This is a genomic window from Serratia sp. DFXYC6, from assembly GCF_057196085.1.
The window spans coordinates 360,235-373,985 of sequence record NZ_JBXUNV010000003.1 but is presented as its reverse complement, the minus strand read 5'-3'; the positions used below and the strand labels follow the sequence as shown (position 1 = coordinate 373,985).

The window sequence follows — 13,751 nt, the reverse complement described above, 5'->3', positions numbered from 1 at the left end:
GCGATGCACGCCCCGCCTATTGGACCGATTGCCCCTTTTTTCCGCGCTTTTTGCTACAGTATGCGCACTTGGATAAACAGGATCTGGCCATGCTCGTTATTATTTCCCCTGCAAAAACGCTCGATTACGACAGCCCGCTGGCGACAGAACGCTTCACGCAGCCCGAACTGCTGGACAAGTCTCAGCGGCTTATCAAAATTTGCCGCGCGCTGACGCCGGCGCAAATCGCCAGCCTGATGAGCATCAGCGACAAGCTGGCCGGGCTCAACGCCGCGCGCTTTAGCGAATGGCAGCCGAAATTTACCCCGGACAACGCCCGCCAGGCGCTGCTGGCGTTCAAGGGCGACGTTTACACCGGCCTGCAGGCGCAGGATTTCAACGAAGCCGATTTCGACTTCGCCCAGCAGCATTTGCGCATGCTGTCCGGCCTGTATGGCGTGCTGCGGCCGCTCGATCTGATGATGCCGTACCGGCTGGAGATGGGCATCAAGCTGGAAAACCCGAAGGGCAAAGATCTGTACAGCTTCTGGGGCGATCAGATCACCCAAAAGCTCAACGAAGCGCTGGAGCAACAGGGCGACGACGTGGTGGTCAACCTGGCGTCAGACGAGTATTTCAAAGCAGTGAAGCCGGCCAAGCTGCACGGCTCGCTGATCAAACCGGTGTTCCTCGACGAGAAGAACGGCAAGTTCAAGGTCATCAGCTTCTACGCCAAGAAAGCGCGCGGGTTGATGAGCCGCTTTATCATCAAAAACCGCCTGACGCGCAGCGAGCAGCTGGCGGACTTCAACCTGGAAGGCTACGCCTTCGACGAAGCCGCTTCGCAAGGCAATGAACTGGTGTTCAAACGCCCGGAGCAGGCATAAAAAAAGCCGTCGCAAGACGGCTTTTCGCCTTCTAGCCTGCCGAACTTCAGGCCGGCAGCGCCATCAGGAATTTGCGCAGCTCGCCGAAACTGGCCGGCAGCGTGTGCGACAGCAGCGGCAGATCGGCCCGCAGCGCCAGCGCTTTCGGCAACGGCAGCTCCTGGCCGAGGATCGCTTCCACGCTCTCTTTAAACTTGGCCGGATGCGCCGTGCCGAGGAACAGCCCGAACTCCCCTTCCTGCAGCTGATCGCGCAGCGCGCGGTAAGCGATGGCCGCGTGCGGTTCGGAGATATAGCCCAGCTCGGCCAGCTCACGCATCGTGTCTTTGGTGGTCTCGTCGCTGACCGCCGCGTGACCCAGCTCTTTCAACTGCCAGACCTTGCGACGGAACAGCTCTTCCACGCGCGGCCAGTTGTTCGGCTGGCTGACATCCATGGCGTTGGACAGCGTCGCGACCGTAGCGTGCGGCTGCCACTGGCCGCTGGTCAGGAAGCGCGGCACGGTGTCGTTGGCGTTGGTGGCGGCGATGAAGCGCTTCACCGGCAGGCCCAGCGATTTGGCCAGCAGCCCGGCGGTCAGGTCGCCGAAGTTGCCGCTCGGCACCGAAATCACCAGCTGATTGCGCGCTTCCTGCGGCAGCTGCGCCACCGCTTCGAAGTAGTAGCAAATCTGCGCCAGCAAGCGACTGATGTTGATCGAGTTGGCCGAGTTCAGGTGCAGCGCGTCTTTCAATTCCTGATCGTCGAACGCCTGTTTCACCAGCGCCTGACAGGCGTCGAAGTCGCCGTCGATCGCCACGGTGTGAATATTGCCGCCCAGGGTGCAGAACAGCTTTTCCTGCAGCGGGCTGATTTTGCCCTGCGGGTAAAGGATCACCACCCGAACGTTCTTCAGGCCATAGAAGGCGTGCGCCACGGCGGCGCCGGTGTCGCCGGAGGTGGCGGTCAAAATGGTCACTGGCTGATCGCCGGCCACTTCCGCCAGCATCTGCGCCATAAAGCGGCCGCCGAAGTCTTTGAACGCCAGCGTCGGGCCGTGGAACAGCTCCAGGCAGGAGACGTCTTCCGTCACTTTCGCTACCGGCGCCGGAAACTCAAAGGCGGCCTGTACGCGTTTCTTCAGCGCCGCTTCCGGCACTTCTTCGCCGATAAAGGCCGACAGAATGCGGCTGCTGCGGGTGACAAAGTCCTGCTCCAGCAGCTGGTCGATCTCGGTCAGTTCGAACTCCGGCAGCTCCAGCGGGAAGAACAGCCCCTGCTGCTTGCCCAGGCCTTGTTTGATCGCCTGCGCGAAGCTGACCTGCTCGTTGTGATCCTTAAGGTTGTACAGTTTCATGCGTTATCCCAATAGTCGAGCGCCTGCGGTATCCAGACGGCAAATATGAACAAAACCTTCGTCGTTTTGCAGATAGTGTTGTTGCAGCCAGGCGGCCATGCGTTGCGCGGTGGCGCCGTCGTTGCAGACGGCGAACAGCGTCGGGCCGGAGCCGGAGATGCCGCAGGCCAGCGCGCCGATCTCCTGCGCCGCCTTGCGCGCTTCGGCGAAGCCCGGCAGCAGCCGGGTGCGGTACGGCTCGGCGATCACGTCCTGCATCAATTTGGCGGCCAGCTGCGGCTGCCGGGTGTGGCAGGCGTGAATAAAGCCGGCCAGATAACGTCCGTGGCTGATGCAATCCTGACGGCGGTACTGCGCGGGTAAAATGGCGCGCGCTTCGGCGGTGGAGACCTTGATGCCCGGATAGGCCATCACCCACAGCCAATCGTCAAAGCACGGCACTTCCTGGCTGATAATGCCTTCTTCTTCCAGCATCAGCTGCAGGCCGCCCAGATAGCAGGGCGCCACGTTGTCGTAATGCACGCTGCCGGAAATGCGGCCTTCCAGCTCGCCCATCAGACCGAGCAGCGTCGTCTTATCCAGCGGGCGATCGCAAAATTCGTTCATCGCCATCAGCCCGGCCACCACCGAACAAGCGCTGGAGCCCAGCCCCGATCCGATCGGCATGTTCTTTTCCAGCCGCATCGCCACCGGCACTTCGCGGCCGATCTCCTGGCAGAAACGCTCCCAGCATTGATAAACGATGTTCTCTTTCGGCTCGGCCGGCAGCTTGCTGACGAAGCGCCCGGCGTTTTGCAGACTGAACGTCTCGGCGGCTTCCACGCTGACGCAGTCGCCCAGCAGCGTGCCGTCGATCGGCGAAACCGCCGCGCCCAGCACATCAAAACCGACGCTGACGTTACCGATCGAGGCCGGTGCATACACCTTAACCATATTAAACTCCCAACTTCCATGACAGTGTGCGCAGCAGATCGGCGAACACGCCCGCTGCGGTCACATCGTTACCGGCGCCGTAGCCGCGCAGCACCAGCGGCAGCGGCTGATAATAACGGCTGTAGAAGGCCAGCGCGTTCTCGCCGTTCTTCACTTTATACAACGGATCGTTGCCGTCCACCGCCTCGATGCGCACCTTACAGCGCCCTTCGTCGATCAGGCCGACATAGCGCAGCACCTTGCCTTGCTCGGCGGCATTGGCCACGTTGCGCGCGAACTCTTTATCCAGTTCCGGCAGCCGCGCCAGGAAATGCTCCACGTCGCCCGACGCGTCGAAGGACGGCGGCAGCACCGGCTCGACCTCGATATCGCTCAGCTCCAGCTTGTAACCGGCTTCGCGCGCCAGGATCAGCAGCTTGCGCGCCACGTCCATACCGGACAGATCGTCGCGCGGATCCGGCTCGGTGTAGCCATTGGCTCTGGCCTGCAGAGTCGCCGCCGACAGCGACAGCCCTTCATCCAGCTTGCCAAAAATAAAGGACAGCGAACCGGACAGGATGCCGGAGAAACGCACCAGCTCATCGCCGGCGTTCAGCAGGTTTTGCAGGTTCTCGATCACCGGCAGACCGGCGCCGACGTTGGTGTCGTAGAGGAACTTGCGGTGCGAACCGGCGGCGGCGGCGCGCAGTTGCTGATAATAGTTCATCGACGAGGTGTTGGCCTTTTTGTTCGGCGTTACCACATGGAAGCCGTCCGCCAGGAAGTCCACATACTGATCGGCCACCGCCTGGCTGGAGGTACAGTCGACGATCACCGGGTTCAGCAGGTGATACTCCTTCACCAGCCGGATCAGGCGGCCGAGATTGAACGGCTCCTGCGCGCCGGCCAGCTCGTCCCGCCAGCTGTCCAGCGCGATGCCGTGCACGTTGGTCAGCATCACGCGCGAGTTGGCGATGCCGCACACCCGCAGGTCGATATGTTTTTGCTTCAGCCACGGCTGCTGGCGGTAGATCTGCTCGATCAGCGCCCCGCCGACGCCGCCGACGCCGATGACGAACACTTCGATCACCTGATCGGTGTTGAACAGCATCTGGTGGCTGACGCGCACGCCGGTGGTGGCGGAATCATTGCTGACCACCACCGAGATTGAACGCTCGGAAGAGCCCTGGGCGATGGCGACGATATTGATGTTGGCGCGCGCCAGCGCGGAGAAGAAGCGAGCGGAAATGCCGCGCAGGGTGCGCATGCCGTCGCCGACCACCGAGATGATCGCCAGGCGCTCCATGACGTCCAGCGGATCCAGCACGCCGTCTTTCAGCTCCAGATAGAACTCCTCTTCCAGTGCGCGGCGGGCGCGCTGCAGTTCACCCTGCGGCACGCAGAAGCTGATGCTGTATTCGGAAGAGGATTGGGTGATCAGCACCACCGAAATGCCGGCGCGCGACATCACGGCGAACACCCGTGCGGCCATGCCGACCATGCCTTTCATGCCCGGGCCGGAGACGTTGATCATCGCCATATTATTCAGGTTGGTGATGCCTTTCACCGGCATATCGGCATCGGTGCTGTCTTTGCCGATCAGCGTGCCGGGCGCCTGCGGGTTGGAGGTGTTTTTTATCAGGCAAGGGATTTGGAATTGGGCAATCGGCGTGATGGTGCGAGGGTGCAGCACTTTGGCGCCGAAATAGGAAAGCTCCATCGCCTCCTGGTACGACATCGATTTCAGCAGCCTGGCGTCCGGTACGGTGCGCGGATCGCAGGTATACACGCCGTCGACGTCGGTCCAGATTTCGCAACAGTCGGCGCGCAGGCAGGCGGCCAGCACCGCGGCGGAATAGTCGGAGCCGTTGCGGCCCAGCACCACCAGCTCGCCCTTGTCGTTACCGGCGGTGAAGCCGGCCATCAGCACGATGTGGTCGGCCGGGATCGCCGCGGCGGCGATGCGCAGCGTGGACTCGGCGATATCCACGGTAGACTCCAGGTAGTGGCCCTGCGCCAGCAGTTTCTCCACCGGATTGATCACCGTGACCGGGTAGCCCTTGGCGCGGAACACCCCTTCCATGATGGCGATGGAGAGCTTTTCGCCGCGGCAGATGATCGCCGCGTTGACGCTGTCCGGGCACTGACCCAACAGCGAGACCCCGTGCAACACCTGTTTGAGCTGCGCGAACTCCTGATCGACCACGCCTTTCAAACGATCGTATTCAAAGCCCGGCAGCGCCTGCGCCAGCCCGCTCAGCAGGTCGGCAAAGATCCGCTCGGCGTCGCTGATATTCGGCAGAATGTCCTGGCCCGCCACCGTTTTGTCGATCATTGCCACCAGATGGTTGGTGATCTTTGCGGGGGCGGACAAGACCGTGGCTACCTGTCCCTGACGCGCATTACTCTCCATGATGTCGGCGACGCGCAGAAAACGTTCTGCATTCGCCACCGAGGTTCCGCCAAATTTCAGCACTCGCATGTGTGATCTCTCCGAATTTAAGCCGAAAAAAAAGCCCGCACTGATTAGGTGCGGGCTTTTTTCTGTGTTTCCTGTGCGCGTCAGCCCGCCCCGTTACCTGTGGTATCGGTGGTGGTAATAATTGTGGTTTTCAGGCTGATGTTGCGCATGTTGTCTGTCTGTCTCATGAAATACTCTGTCCCCTCTATTGGTTAAAGCAATCGCTATCCCAAGTCAAACTATTTCTTTTTTTTGCTTATTTTCCGTTCAGCGGCGGTAATGCGCGATGCAACAGGTGAAAAGCAAAATGACAGAACAAAAAAACAACTTAAAGCCGATTTACTAGTGGATCACGCTGGGTAACCGTCTGATGGAGCCGCTATCACTTGGCGAGTTTTTTTTCGATATCGTGCAGCAGCGTATGCAGCATCGCCGTATCTCGCTGTTGCAGCGCGCCGAGGCGCTGGTGCAGCCAGTCGCGCAATTTTTGGTCATCGCCGACCTCCAACGCGTTCAACAAGGCATCGGCGCGGCGGCGCAGCGCCTTGAGCTGCCCTTCCGACGCCGCCGTTTCCTGCGGTGTACTGACCCCCATCAGGCTCGCCAGCTGGTAGCAGTAAACCATCACCGCCTGGCCCAAGTTAAGCGACGGATAGTCCGCCTGCATCGGCACGCCGGTCAGCAAGTCCGCCAGCGCCAGCTCTTCGTTGGTCAGGCCGGAATCTTCGCGGCCGAACACCAGCGCGGCCTGGCCGACCCACTGCTTACGCTCGCTCAGCTGTTCCAGCAGTTCGGGCGGCGTACAGTAGTAGTGAAAGCGCGCGCGGCTGCGGGCGGTGGTGGCGACGGTAAAATCCACGCCCGCCAGCGCCTGTTCCAGCGTGGCGAACGTTTGCACGCCGTCGAGGATCTCGCCGGCACCGTGCGCCACCCAGCGCGCCGCCGGCTGCAGGTGCGCTTCGCTGTCGACGATGCGCAACGACGTGAAGCCCATGGTTTTCATCGCGCGCGCCGCCGCGCCGACATTTTCCGGCCGCGCCGGAGCCACTAAAACAATATGAAGCTGCATGACTCTTCCACCGAAGGCGGGCCTGCGTTTTTGACGATGGCGCAGCGCCCGCTTATATTTACAATTACGCAACAATAAACGCGTTAATAGCAACAAACAAGATTAAACGGCTCGTTGAACGAATAAACCCGTCGTAATAGTCATTATTCGCGCTTATGTTTTACTGCGTTTATTTATCAATAAGTTAAAACAACGCGATGATCAATAAGCGAATAATTGTATCCTATCGGGCCGGATAATGCTGAATCGTTCACAGAATTTGAGGTTCTGTGACTTAAACTGGCATTTCTGTAAGTGTTTTTCACAAATCTGTTAACGTGCTACAATTGAATTTGATATATGTCAACAAAGCGTAGTTTTGTTGGGTGATGAATTCGGCACGCGCTGTTATATTGCTGTTAATGGGGTTAGGATATGCGCCGTTTCGGCACCCAAGGGGTTGTAGGGAACAGCATCCCCACCAGGCTAGCGATCTTGTTGACATGAGATGGAAAGTGCATCAAGAACGAGTTTACGTACTTTAGTCATTTGCTGAGAGGGAACGTGGCGCTATCTCTGCCCTCCTCTAAGAAAACAAAGACTTCTGTACTTCCGATTTTCTATTTTGTTGGCAATTTTAGGTAGCAAATATGCAGACCCCGCACATTCTGATTGTCGAAGACGAGTTAGTCACTCGTAACACCCTGAAGAGCATTTTCGAGGCGGAAGGCTACATTGTTCATGAAGCCAATGATGGTGCAGAGATGCACAATATCCTGTCTGAAAATGATATCAATCTGGTCATCATGGACATCAACCTGCCAGGCAAAAACGGCCTGCTGTTGGCGCGCGAACTGCGTGAACAGGCCAGCGTAGCCTTGATGTTCCTGACCGGTCGCGATAACGAAGTGGACAAAATCCTCGGCCTGGAAATCGGCGCCGACGATTACATCACCAAGCCGTTCAACCCGCGTGAGCTGACCATCCGCGCGCGCAACCTGCTGTCGCGCACCATGAACCTGGGCAGCCTCGGCGAAGAGCGCCGTCTGGTCGAGAGCTACAAGTTCAACGGGTGGGAGCTGGACATCAACAGCCGCTCTTTGATCAGCCCGGCCGGCGAACAGTACAAGCTGCCGCGCAGCGAATTCCGCGCCATGCTGCACTTCTGCGAAAACCCGGGCAAGATCCAGTCGCGCGGCGAACTGCTGAAGAAAATGACCGGCCGCGAGCTGAAGCCGCATGACCGCACCGTGGACGTCACTATCCGTCGCATTCGCAAACACTTCGAATCGACGCCGGATACGCCGGAAATCATCGCCACCATTCACGGCGAAGGCTACCGCTTCTGCGGCGATCTGGAAGAGTAATTCCGGCCTGCCGTCATGAAAACGGGGTTCAGCATGCTGAACCCCGTTTTTTTATTTCGTCTCAGCCCATGGCATGATCGGCACCGCGCTCAACGCGTTCTTCGGCGAACCGTCGATCACCTTGTCGGAGTAGCTCAGGTAAATCAACGAATTGCGCTTGGCGTCATAGAAGCGCACCACCTGCAACTTCTTGAACACCAGCGAGGTGCGTTTCTGGAACACCACATCGCCTTCCGCCTTGCCGTTTTTGATCTTGTCGCTCAGCTCGATAGGCCCCACCTGCTGGCAGGAAATGGCCGCGTCGGCGGTGTCTTCCGCCAGCCCCAAGCCGCCTTTGATGCCGCCGGTTTTGGCGCGGCTGATATAACAAGTTACATTTTTAACATCCGGATCGTCGAACGCTTCCACTACGATTTTGTGGTCTGGCCCCAACAATTTAAACACCGTATCAACGGAGCCCACCTGCTCCGCCTGCGCGCTGCCAACGGTTGCGCAAACCAAACCGAATAAAAATATCCAGCTTTTTTTCATTTACTTAACTCCGGTATAACCTTGCCGCAAAAATAGGTTCGGCGGTCGCCATTATTTATGTCTAAGCTCACGGAATCGGTTTTTTACGGGTCCGCACCGTCCGTTTTAGCACAGAGCGTGACAAAAATCTTTGAGAGTCGCGGAGTAAAAAAATTGCTATGATGCGGCGTCGTTATTTCTTTGCGCCCACTACGGTGTACCCCAATCCAACTCTGGCGCGGCATGCGCAGCAGAGGCAAAGAGTGCAACGCATAATGGCTCATGGATCGGTCTGATAGCGCAGCACCAGCGTGACGAATCAACAGTTCGGGTTCCTACCCCCAAGCTTTACGAGGAAGATCTATGGATCAAGCCGGTATCATTCGTGATCTGCTTAGCTGGCTGGAAAGCCATTTGGACCAACCCTTGTCGCTGGATAACGTGGCGGCCAAGGCAGGCTACTCCAAATGGCATCTGCAACGGATGTTCAAAGATATTACCGGTAACGCCATCGGTGCTTACATCCGGGCAAGGAGGCTGTCCAAAGCCGCCGTCGCGCTGCGTTTGACCAGCCGGCCGATTTTGGATATCGCCCTGCAATATCGCTTCGACTCGCAGCAGACCTTCACCCGCGCCTTCAAAAAACAGTTTGCGCAAACGCCGGCGCTGTACCGCCGCGCCGAAGACTGGAATGCATTCGGCATCTGTCCGCCGATCCGTCTGGGAGCCTTCACCTTGCCGCAGCCGGAATTCGTCTCGCTGCCGGACAAGCAGCTGGTCGGCCTGACTCAAAGCTACTCCTGTACGCTGGAACAGATCACCACCGTGCGCACCGAACTGCGCTCACAGTTCTGGCGTCAGTTCCTCGGTGACGTCGAAACCCTGCCGCCGGTGCTGTACGGGCTGCACCACTCGCGACCGAGCCAGGAGAAGGACGACGAACAGGAAGTGCTGTACACCACGGCGCTGGAGCCGGATCAGGTGCCTGACAAGGTACAGGAAGGCCAGCCGCTGGTGTTGCCGGGCGGTGAGTTTGCGATGTTCAGCTACGAAGGGCTCACCGAGGGACTGCAAGACTTTATTCTGACGGTCTACGGCACCTGCCTGCCGGCGCTCCAGCTGACGCGCCGCAAAGGGCACGACATCGAGCGCTTCTATCCGAAAGGCGAGCGCCGTCCGCATCAGGCACCTATCGAGATCAAGTGCGATTACCTGATCCCGATTCGGCGTTAACGCTGCAGTTCGTCCAACGCGGGCATGTCCAAATGCGTGACATCGCCCGCCGTTTCCACGATCCAGCCGGAAGCCAACCACGGGCTCTGCTGGTGATCGACGCGCGACAGTGAGCAATTGCGCAAGCGCAGGCGGCGTTCCGCATAGGCCGGCAGCCCCAGCACCGTACTGATCAAACACCCCAACGCGATACCATGACTGACGAGCAGCGGCTTGCTGCCTTCAGGCAGCATCAGGCAACTCTCCAGCGCGGCGCGCATGCGCTCGCCCAGCTCCTCCATGGATTCGCCTTGAGGGATTCGGCCGTCAGGAGTACCATCGACCATCTGTTTGCGCCACTGCTCTTCCTGCGGCGTCAAACTGTCGATCAGGCGTTCTTCCAGAACCCCCATGTGCAGCTCACGCAAACGCGGATCGCTAATCACTTCGCAGCCACAGGCGTCGGCGATGATCTGTGCGGTGCGGCGCGTGCGCCCCAGATCGCTGGTAATGATGTGCGTAATGCCTTCTTTGCTGACGCGCCTGGCGACCAGACGGGCCTGGTGTTCACCCATGGCGGTTAACGGGCTGTCGGACTGACCCTGGATGCGGCGAGCCGCGTTCCATTCCGTTTCGCCATGGCGAACGAGGTATACCTGTAACATTTTTGTTTTCCGTTATACTGCGTGAAATTTGCATTTATCCCCGGCCCGGTGGCGCTTTTGCCGCTGCCCGGCGTATCGGCCAGAAGGATATCAAACCCGTTATGTACCATGTTGTCGCTGCAACTACCAACCCGGCAAAGATCAAGGCTATTCAACTGGCCTTCGATGACGTCTTTGGCGCAGGCCAATACCGCATTGAATCCGTTGACGTCGCCAGCGGTGTCTCGCTGCAGCCGATAGGCAATCACGAAACCCGCACCGGCTCGCGTCAACGCGTCATGGAAGCGCGCCAGGTCAGGCCCGAGGCCGATTTTTGGGTCGGCGTGGAAGCCGGGATTGAAGAGAATATGACCTTCGCCTGGATGACCATCGAGAACCCGCACATCCGCGGCGAATCTCGCTCGGCGAGCCTGATGCTGCCGGAGGTCATCTTACAAGGTATTCGCGCCGGTCGCGAATTGGGCAGCGAAATGGCGGCGATCACCGGCAATGCCGAGGTGAAGCGCCAGGGCGGCGCCATCGGCGTCTTCACCGACGGCCGGCTGAGCCGCACCAGCGTTTACCACCAGGCGCTGCTGCTGGCGCTGGTGCCGTTTCACAACGCCATCTACCAGCAATAGCACCGCGCCCGCTAGGGCGCGTCGTGCAACAGCTGCTGCTCAAGCCACTGTTTCAGCTCGGGTGAAGCCGCTTTCAGGCTGTTCGATCCACGGGTGATGGTGGCGATCCCCGCGCCCAGTTCATTTTTCAGCTCGCGCTGGCTCATCTCGCCGCGCATCAGTTCCTGGATGATTCGCACCCGGGTGCCCAGCGCGGTGCGCTCGTCCGGCGTCAGCATCAGCTGCAGCAGCGGTTGATGCAGTTCTTGCGCAAACGAATTCTGCAGCAGCGCGACGAAGCGCAGCCAATCCTCATTGCCTTGTTCTGAAAGAGCGGGGTCGTTTAACGATAATTGCGTCATGGCAGCCACCATACTATTTAACTAGTACAGCAGCATACCATAGGGCCGTCAAAATCAATAACGTCTCTGCCACTCGGCGTCGGTCAGCACCTTGGCCGGCCGGTGCGTCAGATAGCGGTAAAACGCATCATAGGCCAACACATTCTTGACGTAGCCGCGGGTTTCCGAGAACGGAATGCTTTCGATGAACGCCACCGGATCGATCCGCCCCGCGCTGTTGCCCAGCCAGGTGTTCACCCGCGACGGGCCGGCGTTATAGGCGGCGCTCGACAGGATGCGGTTGCGGCCGAACTGCTGATAGACCGACTCCAGATAGCTGGTGCCGATGGTGATGTTAGTCTGTGGATCGAACAGCTGGCTCGGGCCGACGTAACCGGGAATATTGAACATCTGCACCGTATGCTGCGCGGTGCGCGGCATCACCTGCATCAGGCCGGTAGCGCCAACCGGCGACTGCGCTTTCGGATTCCAGGCGCTCTCCTGACGCGCGATAGCCATCGCGTAGCTGGTGGTGATCCCCTTGTCATCGGTCGCGCGGCGGAACTCCTGCGGCCAGGCGACCGGGAAGCGCTCCTCCAGATGATCCCACAGCTTGCCGACGATGGTCGCCTGCACGCTCAGATCGGCCCATTTTTGCTCAAAGGCGTAGCGCGCCAGCGCTTCTTGTTCCGGCCGGCTGCGGCTGGCGACGTAAGAGCCCCACTCGCTGCGGGCCAGGTTATCCATATTCCAGTACATCAGCTCGCGCACCCGGGCGACCTCCGGCCCGTCGACCAGCGACGTGCGCGGCTTGGCCGCCACCGCCACCATCACCGGATAAGTGGCGTTCAGCTTCTGCGCCGCGACCATCGGATAGAAGCCGCGTTCGGTCATCAGGTTACGCAACATCTCCTCGCCTTCGGCGCGTTTGCCTTCGTCCATCAGTTGACTGGCGCGCCAGTAGCGCCACTCATCCTTGTTGCGCGACGCTTCCGGCAGGCGGGCCAGCCAGGTCGCGACGCCCTGCCGATCGCCATAGCCCAACGCCATGCGTACTCGGCGCTCCAACAGCGAAGGCGAACGGCTGCGCAGAATCACCTGATCGCGCCACTGCGCCTGCTCGTAGGTAGCGTCGCTGCCCATCAGGCGCCAGGCCACCGCCTCTTCCAACCCCAGCCGTTCGTCGTCGCTCATTTTCTGCAGCCGCGCGAGCGTCGGGATCATCGCCCGCGCGTTTTCCACATCCTGCCGCGCCAGGCGTTCAAAGGCGATGCCGGTAGCGGCGCGGGTAAAGTCAGTTGGCCCCACGCTGCGGGCGAAGGCTTCCACGGTGGTCGGATCGTTTTGCAAGCGCACCAGGGCGTTGCCCATGGTCTGGTAGTCGGCCGGCAGCTGGCTATAGAGGTTGCTGACCAGCGAGCTGTTGCCTTCTTTCAGCGCCAGCTTCATGCGCGCCAGAATATCCAGCGGCGTTTGCTTGCCCGCGCCACGCCAGACGCTGAACAGACGATCGCAGGCGCCCGGCAGCGTTTTGCCGTTCAGCCACAGCTCGTCGGCGCCGCTCCAGGCCGCCTGCTGGTCGCCGGTGGCCCATTTGGCGTAGTAATAGTTGCAGCGCGCCGCCACCGGTTTGGGCGGCTGCGCGCTGAAGGCCAACAGGGTGCGCCAGTCTTCGCGCCGCGCCAGTTCATTGACGAAGCGCGGCACCAGTGATTTCGCCGGCGGCAGCGTCGGGTGGCGTTTGATAAAGTCGTTCACCTCGGAGAACCCCGCCTGGCTCAGATCCTGTGTCAGCTCGCGGTATTCCAGGTAAGGATAAAGCGGGTAATCGCGCAGCGTCGGCATCAGCTGCGCCACCACGTCCATCTGATTGCCATCCCACGCCTGTTTGATCTGCTGGTAACGCTGACGTTGCGCATCCAGAGAATCCGCCAGCGCCGCGCCTGAAAACGCCGTCAGACACAGGCCCATTGCCAACAGCCGTCGCTTGTCCACCTTGACCATCCTCGCTCTTTCCTCACTGGTTATACCGCAGGAGCCGCCCAGCTCCCCGGTGACCGCCGCACCACGGCGCCGCGGGACAAAATAAAGCCGGGCGCACGGCCCGGACGCAGATATCTACCATAGACAGCGCAATCGCTTATCCATTCAATACTGTAGAAGAAGAAGTGTATCGCCATGACGCGGGCCAGGTAAAAACGTTTACTTTGGCTGACAAATCAGGCCGGCGGGATATTTCCAGCCACCGGATTTTTATTAGCTGTCCCGGCGCTTATTGGAGAAGTAAAATACTTTTTAATTATTAGTCATCACATTATTTGATTTGTTATATGGCGCCACCGTTGCGCAAATCGCCTGACAGCGGGCTAAACGCGCCAACTTTGCAGAAAAGCGGTGGCAAACCCGGGTGGGCATTTTTATACTATCAAAAATA

The 13,751-nt window shown here is 59.6% G+C and carries 13 protein-coding genes and 1 other annotated feature; of the genes, 4 read left to right on the top strand and 9 right to left on the bottom strand.

The window, feature by feature from the left end; genetic code table 11:
* Positions 1–89 precede the first annotated feature (89 nt).
* Positions 90–866 carry a peroxide stress protein YaaA gene (gene yaaA / locus AC2CGQ_RS18095; RefSeq protein ID WP_004932988.1) on the top strand — a complete coding sequence of 259 codons (777 nt, stop codon included), beginning with the start codon at positions 90–92 and terminating at the stop codon, positions 864–866.
* A gap of 46 nt (positions 867–912) precedes the next feature.
* Here yaaA and thrC read toward each other — a convergent pair whose 3' ends face one another.
* The 5 genes from thrC to AC2CGQ_RS18070 all read right to left on the bottom strand — a co-directional run bounded on the left by thrC (position 913) and on the right by AC2CGQ_RS18070 (position 6,644).
* On the bottom strand, positions 913–2,202 hold the full coding sequence (gene thrC / locus AC2CGQ_RS18090; protein ID WP_021505372.1) for a threonine synthase: 1,290 nt from the start codon (positions 2,200–2,202) through the stop codon (positions 913–915).
* Between the two features lie 3 nt (positions 2,203–2,205).
* Complete coding sequence (gene thrB, locus AC2CGQ_RS18085) at positions 2,206–3,135, bottom strand: homoserine kinase (RefSeq protein WP_004932993.1); 930 nt, start codon at positions 3,133–3,135, stop codon at positions 2,206–2,208.
* 1 nt (position 3,136) lies between these two features.
* Positions 3,137–5,596 carry a bifunctional aspartate kinase/homoserine dehydrogenase I gene (thrA, locus tag AC2CGQ_RS18080; RefSeq protein ID WP_004932996.1) on the bottom strand — a complete coding sequence of 820 codons (2,460 nt, stop codon included), beginning with the start codon at positions 5,594–5,596 and terminating at the stop codon, positions 3,137–3,139.
* 24 nt (positions 5,597–5,620) lie between these two features.
* Positions 5,621–5,738 (bottom strand) — a sequence feature (Thr leader region).
* Positions 5,677–5,745, bottom strand: coding sequence for a thr operon leader peptide (gene thrL, locus AC2CGQ_RS18075; protein ID WP_086581142.1), 69 nt, complete (start codon positions 5,743–5,745; stop codon positions 5,677–5,679). It overlaps the preceding feature by 62 nt.
* 212 nt (positions 5,746–5,957) lie before the next feature.
* Positions 5,958–6,644 (bottom strand): tRNA/rRNA methyltransferase, encoded by a 687-nt coding sequence (locus tag AC2CGQ_RS18070; protein ID WP_004933000.1) that lies wholly within the window; start codon positions 6,642–6,644, stop codon positions 5,958–5,960.
* A gap of 629 nt (positions 6,645–7,273) precedes the next feature.
* Between AC2CGQ_RS18070 and arcA the strand changes: the two genes are divergently transcribed.
* Positions 7,274–7,990 (top strand): two-component system response regulator ArcA, encoded by a 717-nt coding sequence (arcA, locus tag AC2CGQ_RS18065; RefSeq protein WP_004933003.1) that lies wholly within the window; start codon positions 7,274–7,276, stop codon positions 7,988–7,990.
* A gap of 51 nt (positions 7,991–8,041) precedes the next feature.
* Here the strand turns inward: arcA and creA are convergent, their stop codons facing one another.
* Complete coding sequence (gene creA / locus AC2CGQ_RS18060; RefSeq protein WP_004933005.1) at positions 8,042–8,521, bottom strand: protein CreA; 480 nt, start codon at positions 8,519–8,521, stop codon at positions 8,042–8,044.
* A gap of 342 nt (positions 8,522–8,863) precedes the next feature.
* Between creA and robA the strand changes: the two genes are divergently transcribed.
* Positions 8,864–9,733: an MDR efflux pump AcrAB transcriptional activator RobA gene (gene robA, locus AC2CGQ_RS18055; protein WP_484593805.1), complete on the top strand. Its 870-nt coding sequence runs from the start codon at positions 8,864–8,866 to the stop codon at positions 9,731–9,733.
* Here robA and gpmB read toward each other — a convergent pair.
* Positions 9,730–10,377, bottom strand: a complete 648-nt coding sequence (gene gpmB / locus AC2CGQ_RS18050; protein ID WP_004933012.1) for a 2,3-diphosphoglycerate-dependent phosphoglycerate mutase GpmB — start codon at positions 10,375–10,377, stop codon at positions 9,730–9,732. The genes robA and gpmB overlap by 4 nt on opposite strands.
* A 101-nt stretch (positions 10,378–10,478) precedes the next feature.
* Between gpmB and yjjX the strand changes: the two genes are divergently transcribed.
* Positions 10,479–10,997: an inosine/xanthosine triphosphatase gene (yjjX, locus tag AC2CGQ_RS18045; protein WP_004933015.1), complete on the top strand. Its 519-nt coding sequence runs from the start codon at positions 10,479–10,481 to the stop codon at positions 10,995–10,997.
* Positions 10,998–11,008: 11 nt separating this feature from the next.
* Here the strand turns inward: yjjX and trpR are convergent, their stop codons facing one another.
* Together trpR and sltY are read right to left on the bottom strand one after the other, a co-directional pair.
* Positions 11,009–11,338, bottom strand: coding sequence for a trp operon repressor (gene trpR / locus AC2CGQ_RS18040; protein WP_004933017.1), 330 nt, complete (start codon positions 11,336–11,338; stop codon positions 11,009–11,011).
* A 54-nt stretch (positions 11,339–11,392) separates the two neighbouring features.
* On the bottom strand, positions 11,393–13,321 hold the full coding sequence (sltY, locus tag AC2CGQ_RS18035; protein ID WP_076740928.1) for a murein transglycosylase: 1,929 nt from the start codon (positions 13,319–13,321) through the stop codon (positions 11,393–11,395).
* Positions 13,322–13,751 lie beyond the last annotated feature (430 nt).